Annotated in this window: 18 protein-coding genes; 7 read left to right on the plus strand and 11 right to left on the minus strand. The window is 50.4% G+C overall.

The window, feature by feature from the left end; all coding sequences use genetic code 11:
- Positions 1–64: 64 nt before the first annotated feature.
- The 4 genes from Q0499_RS11935 to Q0499_RS11950 all read right to left on the minus strand — a co-directional run bounded on the left by Q0499_RS11935 (position 65) and on the right by Q0499_RS11950 (position 3457).
- Positions 65–970, minus strand: coding sequence for a GGDEF domain-containing protein (locus Q0499_RS11935; protein ID WP_299199636.1), 906 nt, complete (start codon positions 968–970; stop codon positions 65–67).
- A 166-nt stretch (positions 971–1136) separates the two neighbouring features.
- A complete protein-coding gene (locus tag Q0499_RS11940; protein WP_363317796.1) occupies positions 1137–2297 on the minus strand; it encodes a type III PLP-dependent enzyme in 1161 nt (386 codons plus the stop codon).
- A gap of 141 nt (positions 2298–2438) precedes the next feature.
- The gene (locus Q0499_RS11945) at positions 2439–3047 is read right to left on the minus strand and encodes a CBS domain-containing protein (protein ID WP_299199638.1); all 609 of its coding nucleotides are present in this window, start codon (positions 3045–3047) and stop codon (positions 2439–2441) included.
- Between the two features lie 146 nt (positions 3048–3193).
- Positions 3194–3457 (minus strand): DUF1127 domain-containing protein, encoded by a 264-nt coding sequence (locus Q0499_RS11950; protein ID WP_299199641.1) that lies wholly within the window; start codon positions 3455–3457, stop codon positions 3194–3196.
- Positions 3458–3621: 164 nt separating this feature from the next.
- Here Q0499_RS11950 and Q0499_RS11955 point away from each other — a divergent pair, with 164 nt between their 5' ends.
- On the plus strand, positions 3622–5055 hold the full coding sequence (locus tag Q0499_RS11955) for a PLP-dependent aminotransferase family protein (RefSeq protein ID WP_299199644.1): 1434 nt from the start codon (positions 3622–3624) through the stop codon (positions 5053–5055).
- 149 nt (positions 5056–5204) lie between these two features.
- Positions 5205–5426 (plus strand): hypothetical protein, encoded by a 222-nt coding sequence (locus Q0499_RS11960; RefSeq protein WP_299199647.1) that lies wholly within the window; start codon positions 5205–5207, stop codon positions 5424–5426.
- A 59-nt stretch (positions 5427–5485) separates the two neighbouring features.
- Here Q0499_RS11960 and rlmF read toward each other — a convergent pair whose 3' ends face one another.
- Both rlmF and Q0499_RS11970 read right to left on the minus strand, forming a co-directional pair.
- The gene (rlmF, locus tag Q0499_RS11965) at positions 5486–6454 is read right to left on the minus strand and encodes a 23S rRNA (adenine(1618)-N(6))-methyltransferase RlmF (protein ID WP_299199649.1); all 969 of its coding nucleotides are present in this window, start codon (positions 6452–6454) and stop codon (positions 5486–5488) included.
- A 64-nt stretch (positions 6455–6518) separates the two neighbouring features.
- Positions 6519–7082, minus strand: a complete 564-nt coding sequence (locus Q0499_RS11970; protein WP_299199651.1) for a hypothetical protein — start codon at positions 7080–7082, stop codon at positions 6519–6521.
- A gap of 180 nt (positions 7083–7262) precedes the next feature.
- Between Q0499_RS11970 and Q0499_RS11975 the strand changes: the two genes are divergently transcribed.
- Both Q0499_RS11975 and hpaR read left to right on the plus strand, forming a co-directional pair.
- A complete protein-coding gene (locus tag Q0499_RS11975; RefSeq protein WP_299199653.1) occupies positions 7263–8105 on the plus strand; it encodes an EamA family transporter in 843 nt (280 codons plus the stop codon).
- An 89-nt stretch (positions 8106–8194) separates the two neighbouring features.
- A complete protein-coding gene (gene hpaR, locus Q0499_RS11980; RefSeq protein ID WP_299199655.1) occupies positions 8195–8617 on the plus strand; it encodes a homoprotocatechuate degradation operon regulator HpaR in 423 nt (140 codons plus the stop codon).
- A gap of 122 nt (positions 8618–8739) precedes the next feature.
- On the opposite strand, the gene Q0499_RS11985 is transcribed toward hpaR, so the two are convergent.
- The 5 genes from Q0499_RS11985 to Q0499_RS12005 all read right to left on the minus strand — a co-directional run bounded on the left by Q0499_RS11985 (position 8740) and on the right by Q0499_RS12005 (position 14421).
- Entirely contained in the window at positions 8740–10203 is a 1464-nt protein-coding gene (locus tag Q0499_RS11985; protein WP_299199657.1) for an NAD-dependent succinate-semialdehyde dehydrogenase, read from the minus strand.
- 126 nt (positions 10204–10329) lie between these two features.
- Entirely contained in the window at positions 10330–11127 is a 798-nt protein-coding gene (locus Q0499_RS11990; protein ID WP_299199660.1) for an SDR family oxidoreductase, read from the minus strand.
- 139 nt (positions 11128–11266) lie between these two features.
- Positions 11267–12289 (minus strand): phosphotransferase, encoded by a 1023-nt coding sequence (locus Q0499_RS11995; protein WP_299199662.1) that lies wholly within the window; start codon positions 12287–12289, stop codon positions 11267–11269.
- The gene (locus Q0499_RS12000; protein ID WP_299199663.1) at positions 12286–13593 is read right to left on the minus strand and encodes an aminotransferase class III-fold pyridoxal phosphate-dependent enzyme; all 1308 of its coding nucleotides are present in this window, start codon (positions 13591–13593) and stop codon (positions 12286–12288) included. Before Q0499_RS12000 ends, Q0499_RS11995 begins: the two co-directional genes overlap by 4 nt.
- A 129-nt stretch (positions 13594–13722) precedes the next feature.
- Positions 13723–14421, minus strand: coding sequence for a LuxR C-terminal-related transcriptional regulator (locus Q0499_RS12005; protein ID WP_299199664.1), 699 nt, complete (start codon positions 14419–14421; stop codon positions 13723–13725).
- Between the two features lie 208 nt (positions 14422–14629).
- On the opposite strand from Q0499_RS12005, the gene Q0499_RS12010 reads away from it, so the two are divergent.
- From Q0499_RS12010 to tyrS, 3 genes are all read left to right on the plus strand, one after another.
- Entirely contained in the window at positions 14630–15898 is a 1269-nt protein-coding gene (locus tag Q0499_RS12010) for an alginate export family protein (protein WP_299199666.1), read from the plus strand.
- Positions 15899–15972: 74 nt separating this feature from the next.
- On the plus strand, positions 15973–17385 hold the full coding sequence (locus Q0499_RS12015; RefSeq protein WP_299199668.1) for an aldehyde dehydrogenase family protein: 1413 nt from the start codon (positions 15973–15975) through the stop codon (positions 17383–17385).
- Between the two features lie 67 nt (positions 17386–17452).
- Entirely contained in the window at positions 17453–18736 is a 1284-nt protein-coding gene (tyrS, locus tag Q0499_RS12020) for a tyrosine--tRNA ligase (protein ID WP_299199670.1), read from the plus strand.
- The last annotated feature ends 341 nt before the right edge of the window (positions 18737–19077 follow it).

Raw genomic sequence — 19077 nt, forward strand, 5'->3', positions numbered from 1 at the left:
CTCTATAAATGGGGAAGGCTTAAACAAATAAGCATGCCCGGCGATTCAGATAATACGCAGCGTTTTACTCATCACCGGTAATCTGATTACCGCCCTGCTGTTTAGATTGCTGAAGACAAATTTCAGCACGATTGAACATAGACTCGGCGCTATCATCCTCCCCCATCAGCGTGGCAACACCAATGCTGACTGTGAAACGCACATCGGTACCCGAATGCGGTGCGGACAGATCAGACACCATATTGCGCACCCGCTCTGCGGCCAGTATACCCTGTTCAGCGTTGGTTTCCGGCAGCAGGATGGCAAAACCATCTTCACCGACCCGGGCAAGAAAGTCAGCAGTACGCTTCAGACTATTGAGAGATTCAGCCAAGCGTTTGAGAATCTGATCACCGACATCCCAGCCTCGCTGATCATTGATCAGCCTCAGGCTGTCAATGTTGATCAGCATCAGGCTACAGATCCAGTCATAACGAACCGCCTGAGCGATAGATTGCGCCAGCACCGGCATCAGCGCCCGACGGTTGTACATGCCCGTCAGCAGATCTCTCTGTACCTGAGAGCTTTCCCGCTGGGCCATTTTTCGCCGACTGATATCCTCTATGCGACAGACCACACTGGGCTCATCTCCCGCAGAGGGGGCCATCCGTACTTCAACCCAGCAGGACTCAACCATCCCCTGCTGTTGCAGGAAGACGATCTCGCTCGGGTCGAACAGAACCTCTTTCACCATGAGCTGATTCAGACTTAAAGACTGATCAACCATCCCCTGCAACAACGAAGCGATCGCTGCAGGAAAAAGGTCACTCAGGTTTTTGTCTATCAGTAGATCACTTCCGCCCCAGGGGATGGGCGATTCGTTGTGCGAGGAAAAAATGATGGTGCCTTGCTGACTTAAAATCAGTACATCTTCAGACAGAACATTGAGCAGGGCATCAATACGGGTTTGAAGAAGATTGGCATTTTTCATTCGTAACTCCACAACTGATAGGTGTCAAAAATTAGCGATAAAGTTGCTAATAACCCTCTTCTTATAACATAGGCGGGAGATCTATCTGAAGAGCCGGTTACCATTCTGTGTAGATAAATCAATTTTAATGAAAAAAAACCCGCCGAAGCGGGTTTCTGATAAATGATTACTCTACGCAGTAGCACTTCAGCGGCGGAAAGCCGTTGAATTCAACCGAGCTGTAACTGGTGGTATAAGCACCGGTAGAAAACCAGTAAAGCCGGTCACCGATCTCCAGTGAGAGGGGCAGCTCATACTTAAAGTTTTCGTACATAATATCCATACTGTCGCAGGTCGGTCCTGCCAGCACAACCTCTTCACCCTCGCCTTCACGTTCAGTTTCCAACGGAAACTTAATCGCTTCGCCCAGGGTTTCGATCAGGCCGTTAAACAGACCTACATCGGTGTACACCCATCGGTTCAGAGCCGTATGCGACTTACGGGAGATCAGCACAACCTCACTTACCAGCAGTCCGCTGTCACCCACCAGGGAACGACCCGGTTCAAGGATGATCTGCGGCGGGTTATCACCGAAATCTTCCATCAGATAGCGGGTGATCTCTTCACAATATACTGAGAAATCGTTGGCTTTAGTCAGGTACTGTGCCGGAAAACCGCCACCCATGTTGATCATACGCAGCTCAATACCACACTCTTCACGTAAGCGCTCGAAGATCACCTTAACCTTCGCGATAGCCGCATCCCAAACGTCGATAAGACGCTGCTGCGAACCGACATGGAAAGAGATTCCGTACGGCTCAAGACCCAGTTTTTTCGCCATAATCGCCAGATCAAGCGCCATATCCGGGTTGCAACCAAACTTACGGGACAGCGGCCAGTCAGCGCCCTCAGCACCTTCGGTCTGGATACGAATATAGATACGGGAACCCGGAGCGTACTGCGCAATATTTTCCAGATCTGCTTCGGAGTCAGTGGCGAACAGACGCACACCTTTTTCGTAAAAATAGCGAATATCATCACGCTTTTTAATCGTGTTTCCATAACTGACACGGTCAGGTGATACGTTATGCGACAGCACCTGATCCAGTTCATAAATGGACGCGATATCAAAGCTTGAACCCAGGTCAGCCAACAGCCCGACAATTTGAGGATGTGGGTTCGCCTTAACCGCATAATAGATAGAGGCAAAGTCAAAACCGTTCTTCAGTTCCTGATATTTTTCTGCAACGGTTTGCAGGTCAATCAACTGGAAAGGAGTCTGATACTGATCGGCAGCCTGCTTCAGGCGAGTCCATTTTTCAGCAGAGATATGATCCGGCAATTTCATCACTATTTTTACCTGTACTCCTGCCGGTATCTCCGGCGGAAAGAGGAGTTATTCACTCCATTAGAAAACGCGAAGTATAGTTTAAACCCACCCTCTGTAAAGTGAATTTTTAAACTCAGCCAATATATTTTTTGCTTATCTTCAAACGATCATCTCGCCGCCCTGCGTTATGATTTTTTCTATCTCGGCGAAGGACTTCGCTTCATACATTATGTCAAACCCAACCTTGAGTTTACGGGAGATATCGCTGGCAGAAATGATGCCCCGGATGCGTCTGATACCCAATTCAGTCTGATCAACAACCAGCAGATGCTGATCCCCGGAATTCTTCAGCGTCAGCATAATATCTCCAATTCTGGAATGACGAATCTGATCATACGTCAGCGAGCGCAGATACTGCTTATGCAGCATAATATGCCCTACGGAAACTTCATCCCGGCTGACACCGTGATTCTGCATATAAACAATCACCTTACTGCCTGCAATGTCCTGCGCACTGATCACACCGACGAACTTACCCGCCAGGGTGATCACAAACAGCATGCGCACATGCTGAGTTTTCATCCGCTCAAGCGCATCATCAACGGCAACACCTTCGGTCACTGTCACCGGCAGCACCCGGCTAAAATCGGTCATCACCTCACTGGCGGGGCTGCGCAAACTGATCGGTTCCTGATTGACCTCAGGGGAAAGCAGATGTTCGACTTCACAGTTGTCCTGTAAACGTAAAGGATAGAATTCCTGAAACACTGGCACCTCCGAATTTTATTTTTATATTTTTCACCTACAGCATAGTTCTGTTTTCAGGTTATCTGCCACTTTTATTCAGCGGGGCGAATGCCCCCTGTTAAGAGCCTGAATAGCTCGCCCTAGAAAAACCGCGTTTGTTCACAACCTTAATTAATATTAAAACAGGCGGTCAGCCCCATTCCTAACACCAGCACCAGAGTGATGGCTTGATATAGGAAGAGACCTTTCGACTCTACATGGGACTCCTCTTCAACAGCCTTACCCGACCAAAATGGCCGTCTTGCTTCACGCAGCGCTTCACTTCTGGTCAGGCCTATGTCTTTTAGCGCACGAGCATCAAGACCTTTGAGTAGTTGCCTGCTGTAATAAATCTGCCTGTATTGTTTAACCTTTTTAAGAAAACGTTTCATTCTGATGCCCTCCACATTTAGGTCTTCAGTTTATGAATATTTCTGATACCATCACAGATTCAGCAATAAATATTTTTAACCGCTACAGATTCAATAAACCCATATCTGTAATGGTTTAAACACAGAAATCTGTACTGTTTTTTACACTGTACGGGAGAGTTTTGATGAAACTGTATGAACAGGTAGCAACAACCCTGAAGGACCGTATCGAGCTGGGCTATTATCTTGTTGGTGATAAGTTGCCCTCGGTGCGAGGTTTAAGTCAGGAACACGGCGTCAGTATCTCAACTGTACAGGAAGCCTATGGTCTACTGATTGATGATGGTGTGATTGAGTCACGGCCAAAGTCAGGTTATTACGTGCTGTTACGCCAGGCTCCACCAGAACTCCCCGCCACCAGCAGTCCGGCCCCTCAGCCACTGGTGGTAGCCCAGTGGCAAAAACTGCAACATATGATCAATGAGTATGGCAGTCCGGCCACCACCAAGCTGAGCCTGGCGCTGCCGGACACCCGGGCAGCCACCCTGAAACCACTGACACGTCTGATGTCCGAACTCAGCCGCAACGCTAATAGTCATGTGCTGGATTATGAACTGGCAGCAGGCTCTGATGCGTTGCGTCACCAGATCGCCAGGGTGATGGTCGACTCAGGTTGCCGGGTACATCCTGATGAGATCATCATCACCTCTGGCTGTCAGGAAGCACTCTCCTGCAGTTTACGAGCTGTGACTGAACCGGGTGATATTGTGGTGGTGGATTCCCCGAGTTTTTTCGGTTCGGTACAGGCGATCAAAATCAACGGCGTCAAAGCACTGGAGATACCTACTCATCCGGAAACCGGAATCTCCCTGGAAGCACTGGAGATGGCGTTTGAGCAGTGGCCGATCAAAGCCTGCCTGCTGACACCGACAAACAATAACCCGCTCGGTTACTCTATGCCGGACAAGAATAAAGTGCGACTGCTGGAACTGCTTAACCGCTATGATGTGCCGTTAATCGAAGATGATGTTTATGGCGATCTGAGTTATACCCTGCCCCGCCCGAGAACAATCAAATCCTTCGATACCCAGGGGCGGGTGGTTCTCTGTTCCTCATTTTCAAAATCGATCGCCCCCGGAGTCCGGGTCGGCTGGATCTCCCCCGGTCGCTATCGGGAGCATATTATGATGGTTAAATACCTCTCCAGCCTGTCGACCCCCAAACTGACGCAGATGGCAGTGGCCGAATTCATTGCGCAGGGCTATTACGAAAAACACCTGCGCCGGGTTCGGCGCGACTATCAGCGCGATCGCGACGCTATGATCGGCTGGTTAAAACGGGATATGCCGGAAGGCACCCGTATCAGCTACCCCCAGGGCGGTTATCTGTTGTGGGTCGAGCTTCCGGATCAGATTGATTCACATGAGCTGAACCGGCGTGCTAAAGAGCAAGGCGTAAGCATCGCCCCCGGAACACTGTTTTCCGCCTCGGGAAAATATAGAAACTTTATGCGCATCTGCTGCGTTAACAGTTCCAACCCGGCACAGGAAAAAGCGGTTACGATACTGGGTCGTTTATGCAAAGAGATGCTGACAAGTTCACTGCTGCCTGAGGAGTAGACCAATACAGCCAGAATGCACTTGAAAACATCTCATGATTTTTCCTCCAAAGTCTGCAATTTTTGACTACACTTTTTCTATATGTCAGGAGGTAGTAGGTTAAGGAAACAACTGCCGTGTGAATTATGACAATCCAAGGGGGATTGAATGTGGATGGATATAACCTGGAGTCACGTGTAAAAAGTCTCGAGGTGCTCACCTCTCTGCTTCTAGCAATTACTAACAACATACATCAGGGATCACCTGCACCACTAGAAACGATCAGAAGCCTGCTTAACGCTCACCCGGATATACTGTCAGAGGATCTGCTTAACTACATGGAAGAGCTTGAGAATACAGCCAGACTGCTGCAACAGCGTCATCAGCACTAATCATTGCTGATCGCTGAGTTGCTTATTTCATCAACCTTACCTACCACTGTGGCGATAATTTATTTATCGCCCCAGTATGATTCCCGCCACGACAGCTGCTCGGCTTCAGACAGAAATGTCCAGATTAACAGTCGGCTCACCTTCATCCCCTGAGACATAGCAACCACCTGAACGCGCTTCGCCCCGGCACTTTTTAATTCACGTTTAAGACGGGTGATGTTTTCCTGTTTTGACACCAGACAGCTAAACAGATAACACTGTTCGGCAACCTCCTTACTTTGAAAAATCATCCGTTTTATAAACGCCAGTTCGCCACCGTTACACCACAACTCATTGCTCTGGCCTGCGAAATTCAAAGTAACCTTGTCATCGCCTTTACCCAGGTTACGCAGTTTACGTCGGCTAACCGCTTCAGCTTCCTCTGCGGAACCGTGAAAAGGAGGATTACATAGGGTAAAGTCAAACCGGTCTGAGGGTTTTACGACCCCTCTGAATATCTGTCTGGCATCACTTTGCAAGCGACACTCGATCTGCCCTCTAAGCACGCTATTTGCTTCACTGATCAGTGTTGCGGTATTGATCGCCACCGGGTCTATATCGGTACCAACAAACTGCCAGCCATAGCTCCGGCTGCCGATGATGGGATAGATACAGTTCGCCCCCACTCCGATATCAAGCCCGGTGATATTACGCCCTTTTGGCACTACACCGTCATTATCAGCGGCCAGCACATCGGACAGGTGATGGATATAATCCGCCCGCCCGGGAATCGGTGGACAGAGATAGCCCGACGGAATGTCCCAGAAACTGATGCCATAGCTCTGCATCAGCAACGCTTTATTGAGTGCTTTTACGGCCGCTGGATCGTGAAAATCGATCGTTTGACTGCCAAACCGATTGACGGCGACATAGGGCTGAAGCTCAGCATTCAGCTGGCACAGCCGGTCAAAATCATAACGACCCTGATGGGGATTTCTCGGATGTAAGCGGGTAACCTGTTTCGCTTCACGATGATGTGCTTTAGCCATAGCCTGGAATAACTCTGCGATGAAAGTAATGCATTGTATCCTAAGTCAGGCAGAAAGCGCGCTATCAACGGATCTCAATATAAGGTAACCAGCGTTTATCCAGGTCAGCCTCATCGGTATCAAACTCGCCGATCGGTGGCTGACTCAAATCGTCAGGGGGAGAAGCAAGCCTGTTCAGGTCAACAGCATGAGCAGTGCCGCGAATCCCCTGATCGGTCAGTTCCATTTTGTAGTAGATTCCGTTCCAGAAATTCGCGCCAAACGCTTCAGGCGGCTTAAACATAAACAGCAGATCATGCTCCAGCCAGCGCAGATCATCCTCGGCCACTGTTCGCGGTTGTGTATAAGGGTAAGGAATAAAACACCAGAGTTCATCGCCCTCCAGACACTTCATCTCTTTCATAGAAAGGAAATAATCCTTAAACAGATCGTAATCCAGGTTAACCTTATAACTCAGCAGGCTATTCTCAGCCGGGCTCAATACCAGCTCGCCAATACGCTGTTCACTGCCATCTTTCTGTTGCAGATAGATCTGTCTGACACCCTCGCTTAAACTGGCTGCGCCAACCGATGTCACCAGGCAAAACAGAGAAACAAGCAGCATCAACCCAACAGATAGTTTTTTCATCACCGCGCTCCTGATTATAGTGCTTCAAGTTTAGGAGGCTAAAGCGAAAGCACTATGGTACTTCAGTACTGTTTTTATTATCGGGTAACGCTGAACTTTGAGCCCAATATGGATACAATGCCTGACCTTGCCGATTACCAGCCATAAATATAAATAAACCGTGTTTACAGAAGGGCGTTAATGAATACTGAATACCTGAAAGGATTCTTACTAACATCATTGGGTGTGCTGGTATTGAGTTTTGATGCCCTGCTAATCAGGCTGATTCAGGTTGAAGCTTTCAGCCTGCTGTTCTGGCGCGGCCTGCTGCTGGGCCTGATGGTAACTCTCTGGTGTCGCTACCGCTACCCGGGAAAACCCCTGTTTTATCGCGACTGGGCCTACATCCGCTCAGCAGTGTTTTACAGTATCTGCTCTATACTGTTTGTCGCCGCGATCCATCACACCTCGGTGGCCAATGTTCTGGTGATCATCAGTGCCCAGCCGCTGTTTGCTGCCATTATCGCGCGGCTGTTTATTGGTGAGCGCTCGGCCCCCATTACCTGGATCGCAATATTGATCTCCATGTTCGGCATCGGCTGGGTGATGAAAGACTCCTGGTCCAGCCCCAACCTCAAAGGGGACCTGATGGCACTCTTTTGTGGTATCGCTCTCGCGGCTAAGTTTGTTAACGACCGCGCCGTAAAACATCGAAATATGACTCCTGCACTGATATTTTCAGGCCTGCTGGTGAGCCTGATCAGCATTTTCTTCGGTTCGCCTCTGGCGCTATCGGGCCCCGATTGGGGCTGGATGCTGTTATTGTGTGTTATTGTTGTGCCAATCGCCTTTGTTCTGATTACCATAGGCCCAACCCTCATTTCAGCGGCAGAGGTCGGCATGCTGATGTTACTGGAAACCGCCTGTGGCCCTCTGCTAGTCTGGATATTTATTAATGAAGAGCCCAGTCGCGCAGCACTTCAGGGAGGCGCGCTGGTAATAATCACCCTGCTGATTCATGGATATATACGCTGGAAAAAATAAGCTGCACAGACCGAGTCTGAAAAAACATTTGCATCAGCCATGCTGAATCGTAAGAATAAGAAAACTAGTTTAGATATTAAGAATCTCATATGCGTAAATTTGAAGACTCCTTACCCCTGCAACTGCTCAAAGCCCGCGAAGCCACAATGGTGTTTTTCCGCCCGTTGCTGCAGGAAAACAGTGTAACTGAACAGCAATGGCGTGTTCTCAGGGCGCTTAAAGCCTATGAGGAACTTGAGTCAAAACAGCTTGCAGAACATTGCTGTATCCTCAGCCCAAGCCTGACAGGGATTATTAAACGCCTTGAACAGCAAGGGTATATAAAGCGCAAGAAATCAGAAGAGGATCAGCGACGCACGCTGTTAAGTCTGACAGACAAAGCACTTGATCTGTTTAAACGCTTAAGCCCGGATGTTGAGTCGCGCTATAAAGCGTTTGCTGAACGATATGGTGAAGAAAAACTGGAGCAACTGTCTAAGTTACTAAAAGAACTGACGGAGCTGGAAGCCTGAGCCGAGTATAGCCAGGCAGAGAACTCACGGAGAACAACTGCTGTCGTCGGGGCAGCATAATCGCCACCTCGACAACAGCAGCAGGCCCGGCAAATAACGCTGAAAGCCTGCAGTGTTAGCGGTTAGCGCTGCAGTCCACCAATACAGATGTACTTTGTTTCCAGATAATCATCCAGACCATATTTAGACCCTTCACGGCCCTGACCAGACTCTTTCACACCGCCAAAAGGGATCACTTCAGAGCTGATAGCCGTCTCATTCACCCCAACCATGCCGTATTCGATCCCTTCAGATACACGCCAGATACGCCCAACATTTTCGGTATACACATAAGCCGCCAGACCAAACTCAGTATCGTTGGCCATCGCAATAGCCTGTGTTTCGGTGCTGAACTTAAAGACCGGCGCAACCGGGCCAAAGATCTCCTCAGAGAAGATACTCATACTGTCATTGACGTTGGTCAGCACAGTTGGCTCGTAGAAACAGTTACCCAGTTCTGATGGCTTACCGCCAGTGACAACATTAGCACCCTGCTTCACGGCATTCTGCACAATCGCATCGATATCGCTGAGAGCTTTCTTAGAGACGACAGGGCCGTGGGTGGTCTCAGCATCAAAGCCATACCCCAGTCGGAACTCTTTTACCGCCGCCGCAAACTTTTCTACGAAAGCATCGTAGATACCTTCCTGAACCAGCAGTCGGTTAGCACAGATACAGGTCTGGCCGGAATTACGGTATTTAGACACCAGCGCGCCTTTAACGGCCAGATCCAGATCAGCGTCATCAAATATAATCACCGGTGCGTTGCCCCCCAGCTCCATTGAGGTACGTTTAACGGTATCGGCACACTGTTTCATCAGCAGTTTGCCCACCGGAGTGGAGCCGGTAAAGGTCAGTTTTTTAACTGTCGGGTTGGAGGTCATCTCACCACCCACGGATGAAGAACGTGAGCTTGGCAGAACACTGAACAGACCCGCTGGCAAGCCTGCACGGTTAGCCAGCTCGACCAGCGCCAGTGCTGACAGCGGCGTTTCTGCGGCAGGTTTAAGAACGATGGCACAACCGGCAGCCAGCGCAGGCGCAGCCTTGCGGGTAATCATCGCATTGGGGAAGTTCCATGGGGTAATCGCCGCCACGACGCCAACGGGCTGTTTAATCACGATGCTGCGGCGATCACTGGCGGAAGGCAGTACGTCACCATAGATCCGCTTGCCCTCTTCGGCAAACCATTTCAGATAGGATGCACCGTAAAGCACTTCACCTTTGGATTCGAAAACCGGCTTGCCCTGTTCGATCGTCATGATCGCCGCCAGATCATCGATGTTTTCAATAATCAATGCATGCCAGCGTTCCAGTATCCCGGATCGCTGCCCTGCCGGAAGGGCTTTCCATTCCTGCATGGCGACATCAGCTGCGGCAATAGCGCGGGCCGTTTCCGTTTGACCAACACTGGCAACTTCAGCGATCACATCACCAGTTGCGGGATTCAGCACAGCAAAAGTGACACCGTCGTCGCCATCAACCCACTGCCCGTCTATAAACGCCTGAGTTTTCAGCAACGAGGAATCTTTCAGTTCTAATTTCATAGCTATCTCTTTTAACGTTATCGGGCAGCTGCGCCCCGTTGGTATCAATTTTTTGTGTTATAATACACAACACTACTTAACATGTTAAGTTTTTATATCTTCCTGATTCAGCTGAACATCCTCATATTATGCTTTTGAACGGTAAAACTGCTCCATAAGCACGGGACTTTCCGGTAACGTTGAACCACCGTCCACCGTAATCGTCTGGCCGGTAATATACGCCGCCTGCTCTGACGCCAGAAACAACATGGCATGGGCAATATCAGCCGGGGCGCCCAGGCGGCCTATGGGAATCTGGCTGGCCATCTCCTGCAGCCCCTCTTCATCAACCAGCGCCCCCATTGCCGGCGTCAGGATATAGCCCGGTTCAACGCCGTTGACGGTTATGTTCTCTCTGGCAAATTCCAGCGCGGCACTACGGATAAATCCATTCAGACCACTCTTGGAGGCGGCATAATGCGCGGTTTCCGGCATCACAACCTTAGGGCCGGTCACCGATGAGGTAAAAATAATTCGACCGAATGGCGCCTTTCGCAGATAGGGTAAGGCCGCCTGAGTCAGCCAGAAGGCGGCCTTCAGATTAACAGACAGGGTCGTATCCAACTGTTCATCCGTTAAGGTCTCGATGGATTGCATCGGGTAGACCGCCGCATTATGAATAATGGTGTCGAGGCGACCATATAGCTCAATCGTTTTTTCAATCAGGCTCTCATTTTCAATGCGGCTGCCCACGTCACACTGAATCAACGCAGCCTGGCCGCCCGCCCTAACTATACTGTCGACCGTCTCCTGGCCGTTTGCAGCGCTACGGGTCGCCACAACAATCGTTGCACCGGCGGCCGAGAAAGCATACGCAAGTCCTTCGCCGATCCCCTGTCCGGCCCCCGTAATAATGACAACCTTACCGCTCAGATCGATATGCATAATCAACTCCTGAATAATAATATGTTGGGTATCAAGAAAACTCAGTGAGACACCTTCTCTGTCGTCGGTGCAATAATAAACAAGCCACCGGTTACGGTGACTTGTCGTCAAGCGACGCTGAAGCAAACGCAGGGCAATATCAGGACTGCGACAGAAACCGCTTTGCTTGCTGGCAAGCCATCCGGATCAGTTCGGGCGCCAGTTCCTGTGCCGTTTGCGTTTCCTGACGGCTGCGAATCCAGCCAAGATAGGTGAAGCCACGAGCGGTGAGGAATAACTCCAGTAATCCCAAATCCCCTTCACTCAGATGCCGGTGCTGACGATAACCGTCAAAAAGCGCCTCTTTGGCAACGTCATAAACGTTTTCTTCGATGATGAAATAAAGTGCTGTTGCCAACTCGAACATATGCCAGCCAAAACCGGCATCATCAAAGTCCAGTAGTCGAACTCCGGCACCATCAGCCATCAGGTTTTCGGGCACAAAATCAGCGTGGATCAGGCTGTAATTCTGCGGTGCTCTTGGTAATTGCTGTAGCCTGAGCCGGACTTTTTCCCGGGCTTCAGTTATCAGCGCTTTCTGCTCAGAGGTCAGCAGTTCCAGCTCCCAAAAACGCCCCCAGAATGGCTGTTCGCCCACCAGGCCATCGCAGTCCCAGGCATGCCGCTGAAACCCCTCGGGCAGCGGCCAGTGACTGGACTGGTTATGTAACCGCCCTGCTGTTTCACCGATAGCAAAATAGAGGGCGGAAATCTGCGCAGCATTATCGCCCAGACCATGCTCGACTGAACCGAGCTGTTCACCGTCAATCCAGGCAAACAGATCGAGCTGCCGCGGCTCAGGAATGCCTTCTAACTGTTCGGTAATGAGCAGTTCGCCAGCTGCAGTAGGGATCACTTCCGGAACCAATACACCGACCTTATTCAAAGCCTCCATCCATTGAAGCTCTGAACGTAACGCTGCATCGCTGTGATATTCAGGACGATGAATACGCAGTGCGTAGCGAACGCCAGTGGTCGTCACCACTGCAAATACAGCGTTTTCCCGATATTTAATCAGCTCAATACTGCAGGCATCCAACTGCCAGTGACGCAACGCTTTTTGCGCCAGCTGTTGCAATCGTTCACACTGCTGCGCCGGACCTATCTCATAAAAGCTATTCATCCGGCCATCTCCCGACTAACGATTTCAAGCACGTCATCGAGTGTCGAAATCAACAGATCCGCATGTTCTGGCTGGAAAGGCATTGGCGGACGCAGTTTCAGGATCGAATCGGTGACGCCGATGGTGCTGATCAGTACCCCCCGCTCCCGCATCAGGTTAATGATCCGGCGAGACTCAATAATCGCTGGAGCTTTGGTGGTCCGGTCCTGCACCAGCTCAACCCCAAAGAACATTCCCAGATCGCGCACATCTCCGATCAAAGAATACTTATCCTGTAACTGACGCAGACCCGCCGTAACATAAGCACCGGTCGTCACTGCATTTTCCATCAGGCGATCTTCATGCAACGCATCAAGCACCGCCATGCCCACGGCGCAAGAGACCGGTGTCCCGCCGAATGTATTGAAATACATCGCCTCCTTGCTAAACGCCTCAATCATATCGGCACGGGCGACAACCCCGGCCAATGGGTGGCCGTTACCCATCGGTTTGCCCAGGGTGACAATATCCGGCGTCAGATCATACCGTTGATAGGCCCAGAAATGTGTACCGCTGCGGCCAAAGCCCGCCTGCACTTCATCGGTAATCATCACACCACCCGCTTTCCGCACCAGTGCAGTGGCTTTCTCAAGGAAGCCCTTGGGTACAGTTAACAAGCCTTCATTCGCGAAATCAGGACAGACCAGCATCCCCGCAACGTTTATCCCTTCCGCTTCAAACTCATCAATAGCTTGCTGTACTTGTGCTGCATACGCATCGGCAAGATCACTTTCAGCCACACCACTGATACCCCGATAGGCGTCTGGAATAGCAAAAGACTTAACCCGTTTAGTCGTCTTTGCTTCCGGCATAAAACCGGTACCCAGTTCGGCAACCGCTTCGGTATTACCGTGATAGGCAAAGTCGGTCACGATGATGCCCTGATTTCCGGTACAAAAACGAGCCATCCGCAGTGCCAGTTCATTCGCTTCACTGCCGGTACAGGTCAGCATCGCCATTGACAATCCATCATCGAAGGTTGCTGTGAGACGCTCAATATACTCAACGATATTATCGTGCAGATAACGGGTATGAATGTTAAGCGTGGATGCCTGCTTATACATTGCCTCTACAACACGGGGGTTACAGTGACCCACATGGGGGACATTGTTATACACATCCAGATAACGGTTCCCTTGATGGTCAAACAACCAGACCCCTTCTCCACGCACCAGATGCAAAGGTTTCTCGTAAAAAAGCGGAGAGCTTTTGCCCATAACATTGTAACGACGCTGTAATAACTCAGTATTTGTAGTGCTTGACATAAAGTTGCCCTGTATTTCTTCAGGTTCTGACCTGATTAGTTTTGGCAAACAGTATCTAAGTAAGAGGTATTAACCGACATCCACCAAAAGGTGGAAGCGGACAGATTAGCGCAATTATAGATGCGTTTTTCAGGCTTGCAGATCCAGCAGAACGCTGGCTATCAGTTCACTGCGAGATTGTACTGAGACTTTCTGAAAGATGTGATGCAGGTGAGTCTTAACCGTCGCCAGTCCAAGACCTAGATCAACCGCAATCTCTTTATTACTCGAGCCACTCAATAACAACTCAAGCACATCCAATTCACGTTCGGTCAGTGCGTATTTATCGGTAATTGAACTGCGTTCTGCATTCCGGTGAGGCAGATATACCGCATTCAGACTGTATTCGAGAAAGGGCTGTAGTTTACGTAATAGTTGCAACTCATCATCGCTATAGTTGCCCAATCGTTCTTCACGCAACATCGACAACACCGCAATAATGCGCTCTTCACTGCGAAAAAAAATATCCGCTACATAGCGATGATTATTGGGCACCATAAACTCCTGATAATAGATGGTCTGCTTCAGGAGGTGCGGCGACATCTGTGAATCAAGAGTGACCACCCGCTCGACGCTACGATTGAAACGTTCCGGATTTAACGGATCCATGTTTCTGTATGTCGTTTCATATTGCTTTTCAATATCAGAGCCACTTTTATACACCACGGCCCCGCGATGGCGCATATCGGGCTCAACCAGAAAAAACACCGATTCACTCAACGGGATCAGATCGTTAATCAGGTCCAGGGCTTTACGCTGAAATATATTTGGAAACTTAGGTTGTGGCATCTATCTAATCCAATATTTCATGATGAATGAACCGCCAATAAGGTTGCCAGACTCTGACAGGCAATACAAACATCACGATATCAACCATACGGTTGATTACTTTCAGCGTTGATTCCGGGTCGAATAAAGGCGTAGTTGGTCTGGTTATCTACTCCCTTCAATAACCGCTTCTGCTAAAAAAACAAAGAATCCCCGGAGGATCATGTCGATGACACAACACTTTAAACAAAAGCTCTCTGCTGTAGCGCTGGGTTCAGCCATTGCCCTGGTTTCAGGTTCAGCATCTGCTTACAACCTCTATAGCGAAAACGGTTCTGAACTGAATCTGGATATAGAAGCCGTTGTTGGCACATTCAGCAGCCAGGAAAACTATTTTGGCAAAAGCGGTAACAGCTCCAGCTGGCAGGAAGGCTACCTGAAGGCTGGCTTCAGTGGCAGCAAAGAAGTCTCTACTGAAAGCACCATCTATGGCGGTATAAATTTTGTTTCTTCCGGCACCTGGGGTGACGGCGATGCCGGTGGTAACACGAATGGTAGCGAGCGCCATACCGAAATTGAAGACGCCTTTGTGGGTGTCCGTACAGGCTTACTGGATCTCTCTATCGGTCGGCAGAATTTCTCCATTGGCGATGGCTTTTTAATCAACGGCGATGCGTTAAACCTCGGTGAAGGTGTTTTCCCTGATTCCAACCGTGGTGGCGCATACTGGCTGGCAGCCCGGAAAGCATTCGACCAGACCGTAATTGCCCGTATTGGTGGTGAAGACGGCCTGCGCGGAGACCTGTTTTACCTTGGGTCAGACAATAAGGCTCAATCCGAAATGGAGCTGGGCGGTGCAAACATCGAGTATGTTACTGAAAAAGGCACTTTCGGAGCTACATACATCAAGGGACTTAACGCCGTAGACAATGCCAAACGTGATGGACAGAAGACTGTCAGCGTGCGTTTCCAGGGTAATGCAGGTGTTGAAAACCTCTTCCTGTCTGCAGAATATGCTGATCAGTCTCAGGGCGACAGTTCTGCCGATGCGAATGCATGGTATGCAGAAGCGGGTTGGACCTTTGCCGATGTTGCCTGGTCTCCACAGCTGACTTATCGCTACACGAAGTACGATGAAGGCTTTGACTCCCTGTTCTACGGTTTCAACCGTGGCTACGGTACCTGGTTCCAGGGTGAGGTTGCGGCCAACTACGCCGGTCCGTTCGGTTCTTCTGCCGAAATCCAGCATGTGTCGCTTAAAGCCTCTCCTACCGAGATGCTGTCTGTTGGTGCGCTGTTCTTTGACTTCAGCAATTCAACCACGTTTGGCTCAAACTCCGATGGCCAGGAAGTAGATCTGTACGCTGAATGGGTTGTGAATGATCACCTGATCATCAGCCCACTAATCGGTGTTTATTCCCCTGATAGCGATAATGCTACCCAGAATACCAACGACGATAACTTCTACGCTCAGGTTATCGCTATCGTACCATTTTAAAAACCGGGCTCTATCTATATAACTATAACAGAGCCCTGCCTTTGCAGGGCTCACTTGTCTCCAGGAGAACCAAGATGCTGACCTCTTTTTCATTGACCATTAACGGTGAACAACTTGCTGGCGCAGCAGGCACCTTTGACGTAATCAACCCGGCGACCGAAGAGGTTATTGTTTCTGCCCCTCTCGCGTCGGTCGAACAGCTGGATCAGGCCGTTACCGCAGCCACCCATGCTTTTAAAACCTGGCAGCACACCTCCGATGCAGAACGCCAGGCTCTGATGCATAAGATTGCCGATCTGATTGAAGCCAAGGCCGATGAACTGGCGGAGATCATTGTTCTGGAGCAGGGTAAGCCGATGTTTCTCGCTCAGGCAGAAGTGGGTGGAGCTGTCGCCTGGACCCGCTACAATGCAGACCTGACTATTCCGGTAAAAATTATCGAGGACAGCGAGCACAAACGGATCGAAGCACACCACAAACCGCTGGGAGTGGTTGCCTCTATCACGCCGTGGAACTGGCCGCTGATGATCGCTATCTGGCACATCATGCCGGCACTGCGCACCGGTAATACCGTCATCTGCAAACCATCAGAATATACGCCACTGAATACCCTGCGACTGGTTGAGCTGATCAACGAAGTCCTGCCTGCAGGCGTGGTCAATGTGCTAACCGGACAAGCCGAAATCGGCGGCGCGATCAGCAGCCATCCGGGTATCAGTAAAATTGTCTTTACCGGATCAACCCCTACCGGACAGCGGATTATGAGCAGTGCCGCTGCCAATCTTAAACGTCTGACGCTGGAGCTGGGGGGTAACGATGCCGCCATCGTCCTGCCGGATGCCGATGTTGATGCCATTGCCGAGGGGATCTTCCAGACTGCGTTCCTGAATATGGGACAGACCTGCGCAGCCCTGAAGCGCCTCTATGTGCATGACGACATCTATGACGCCCTGTGTAACAAGCTGGCTGAGATTGCTCAGGCACAGGTTGTTGGTAATGGTCTTGAAGCTGGAACTACCTTCGGCCCGATACAAAACGCCAACCAGTTCAGAATTGTCAGCGAACTGGTTGAAGATGCAAAAGCCAATGGTGCACGCATTCTCTGTGGCGGTGAACCACTGGAAGGCAATGGTTATTTCTATCCGCCGACCATTGTTGCGGACATTACTGACGGTGTCCGCCTCGTTGATAAAGAGCAGTTTGGCCCGGTACTGCCTGTTATTCGCTTTACCGACGTGGAAGATGCTCTGGCCCGGGCGAACTCAGCCAATGTTGGCCTGGGTGGATCGGTATGGTCCGCAGATATTGAGAAAGCCACGCAGATCGCCAGCCAGCTTGAATGCGGTACCGCCTGGATCAACGGACACGCCGAAGTACTGCCCCACGCGCCTTTTGGCGGCTGTAAGATGTCGGGCTTTGGTGTCGAGTTCGGTGAAGAGGGGATGTTGGAATATACCCAAATGCAGGTACTCAATATCAACAAATAATTCCTCAGCCAGAGGTTATGCGGGGGCAGATTCCCCCGCTTTTCCCTATATCTATGACACAAAAACGATGACCGATATAAACCTTATTGACGACCTTAAAGGTCGTGGACTGATCGCCCAGCAAAGCGGCGATGCCGAAAAACTGACTGAACATCTGCAACAAACACGAACCCTGTATTGTGGCTTTGATCCAACCGCAGACAGCCTGCATATTGGCCACCTGGTGCCGTTGTTAATGCTTAAACGTTTTCAACAGGCAGGACACCGGCCTATCGCATTGATTGGTGGGGCAACCGGAATGATTGGCGACCCCAGTTTTAAAGCCACAGAGCGAAGTCTGAATACGGTTGAAACGGTTGATCAGTGGATTCAGAGCATCAGTGATCAGCTCGCCCGCTTTATCGACTTCGAGTGCGGCGCCGAATCAGCCATGATCGCGAATAATCGTGACTGGATGGGCAGCATGGATATCATGAGTTTTCTGCGTGATATCGGCAAACATTTCTCGGTGAATGCCATGATCAACAAGGAATCGGTACGTCAGCGTATTGAACGCCCGGATCAGGGGATCTCCTTTACCGAGTTTTCCTACAGTTTGCTGCAGTCTTACGATTTTGCCGAGCTTAACCGCAGCTATGAGTGTTCGCTGCAGATCGGCGGTAATGATCAGTGGGGCAACATCACCGCCGGTATCGACCTGACCCGGCGACTCAATGGTGCTCAGGTGTTCGGGATGACCCTGCCACTGATCACCAAAGCCGATGGCACCAAATTTGGTAAAACAGAATCCGGTGCTATCTGGCTGGCCCCTGAAAAAACCTCGCCCTACAGTTTCTACCAATTCTGGATCAACACCGCAGATGCGGATGTCTATCGGTTCCTGCGGTATTACACCTTTTTACCGCTCACAGAGATTGAACAGATTGAGCAAACCGACCAGTTGAGTGAATCAAAACCTCAGGCACAGCGCATCCTTGCAGAACAGATGACCCGCCTGGTGCACGGCGAGCGCTCACTTGAGCAGGCCCGGCGAATCTCTGAAGCGCTGTTCAGCGGTTCAGTCGATACACTTACGCGGGAAGAGCTACAACAGCTGGAACAGGATGGTCTGCCCACCTGCGAAGTCACTGAAGCGATGACCGTGACCGACCTGCTGGTCAGTTCAAGGCTGGCGACATCCCGCCGACAGGCACGGGAGTTTGTCTCATCTGGCGCAGTCCAGCTGAACGGGTCGGTGATCAATGAGGCGGACCTGGCGATGAACGCTGACCTGGCACTTCATGACCGCTTTATGCTGCTGCGTCGGGGTAAGAAAAACTTTTCGCTGGGCTGCCTGAATCCAAGTAGCTAATGAATCACAGTATCTCACGGCCCTGCAGATCATTGCAGCAGCACACTCTGGCTCAACCCTTTGGTCGATATCGGTCAGGCGGTAATGCTGGCTTAATAGCGATGTCTGTTGCACTGGCTTAGCAGACGCTTGCCAATACTGGCGGATGCTCGCAGCACGCACCTTGTCAACAGTATTGGGGAGCACCTCTTCTCTCATGAAGATTTTGCAGAGCTTACCCCGGTAAGCTCTTTTTTTATGTTCCTGCCCCAAATACTAAGCTCACCCCTTTAGCCCATAACGGCGATGGGCAAAGAGATGACCTGTTAAAAGCGTTAACGCGGTAGTGCTTCGTCATGAGG

It is taken from the genome of uncultured Amphritea sp., from assembly GCF_937127095.1.
Lineage (GTDB): Bacteria > Pseudomonadota > Gammaproteobacteria > Pseudomonadales > Balneatricaceae > Amphritea.

What these genes read in the sequence shown, in the direction of transcription:
- Q0499_RS11935 (WP_299199636.1), bottom strand. Translation starts at nt 970, where the DNA reads ATGAAAAATGCCAATCTTCTTCAAACCCGTATTGATGCCCTGCTCAAT.
- Q0499_RS11940 (WP_363317796.1), bottom strand. Translation starts at nt 2,297, where the DNA reads ATGAAATTGCCGGATCATATCTCTGCTGAAAAATGGACTCGCCTGAAG.
- Q0499_RS11950 (WP_299199641.1), bottom strand. Translation starts at nt 3,457, where the DNA reads ATGAAACGTTTTCTTAAAAAGGTTAAACAATACAGGCAGATTTATTAC.
- Q0499_RS11955 (WP_299199644.1), top strand. Translation starts at nt 3,622, where the DNA reads ATGAAACTGTATGAACAGGTAGCAACAACCCTGAAGGACCGTATCGAG.
- rlmF (WP_299199649.1), bottom strand. Translation starts at nt 6,454, where the DNA reads ATGGCTAAAGCACATCATCGTGAAGCGAAACAGGTTACCCGCTTACAT.
- Q0499_RS11970 (WP_299199651.1), bottom strand. Translation starts at nt 7,082, where the DNA reads ATGAAAAAACTATCTGTTGGGTTGATGCTGCTTGTTTCTCTGTTTTGC.
- Q0499_RS11975 (WP_299199653.1), top strand. Translation starts at nt 7,263, where the DNA reads ATGAATACTGAATACCTGAAAGGATTCTTACTAACATCATTGGGTGTG.
- hpaR (WP_299199655.1), top strand. Translation starts at nt 8,195, where the DNA reads ATGCGTAAATTTGAAGACTCCTTACCCCTGCAACTGCTCAAAGCCCGC.
- Q0499_RS11985 (WP_299199657.1), bottom strand. Translation starts at nt 10,203, where the DNA reads ATGAAATTAGAACTGAAAGATTCCTCGTTGCTGAAAACTCAGGCGTTT.
- Q0499_RS11990 (WP_299199660.1), bottom strand. Translation starts at nt 11,127, where the DNA reads ATGCATATCGATCTGAGCGGTAAGGTTGTCATTATTACGGGGGCCGGA.
- Q0499_RS11995 (WP_299199662.1), bottom strand. Translation starts at nt 12,289, where the DNA reads ATGAATAGCTTTTATGAGATAGGTCCGGCGCAGCAGTGTGAACGATTG.
- Q0499_RS12000 (WP_299199663.1), bottom strand. Translation starts at nt 13,593, where the DNA reads ATGTCAAGCACTACAAATACTGAGTTATTACAGCGTCGTTACAATGTT.
- Q0499_RS12005 (WP_299199664.1), bottom strand. Translation starts at nt 14,421, where the DNA reads ATGCCACAACCTAAGTTTCCAAATATATTTCAGCGTAAAGCCCTGGAC.
- Q0499_RS12010 (WP_299199666.1), top strand. Translation starts at nt 14,630, where the DNA reads ATGACACAACACTTTAAACAAAAGCTCTCTGCTGTAGCGCTGGGTTCA.
- Q0499_RS12015 (WP_299199668.1), top strand. Translation starts at nt 15,973, where the DNA reads ATGCTGACCTCTTTTTCATTGACCATTAACGGTGAACAACTTGCTGGC.
- tyrS (WP_299199670.1), top strand. Translation starts at nt 17,453, where the DNA reads ATGACCGATATAAACCTTATTGACGACCTTAAAGGTCGTGGACTGATC.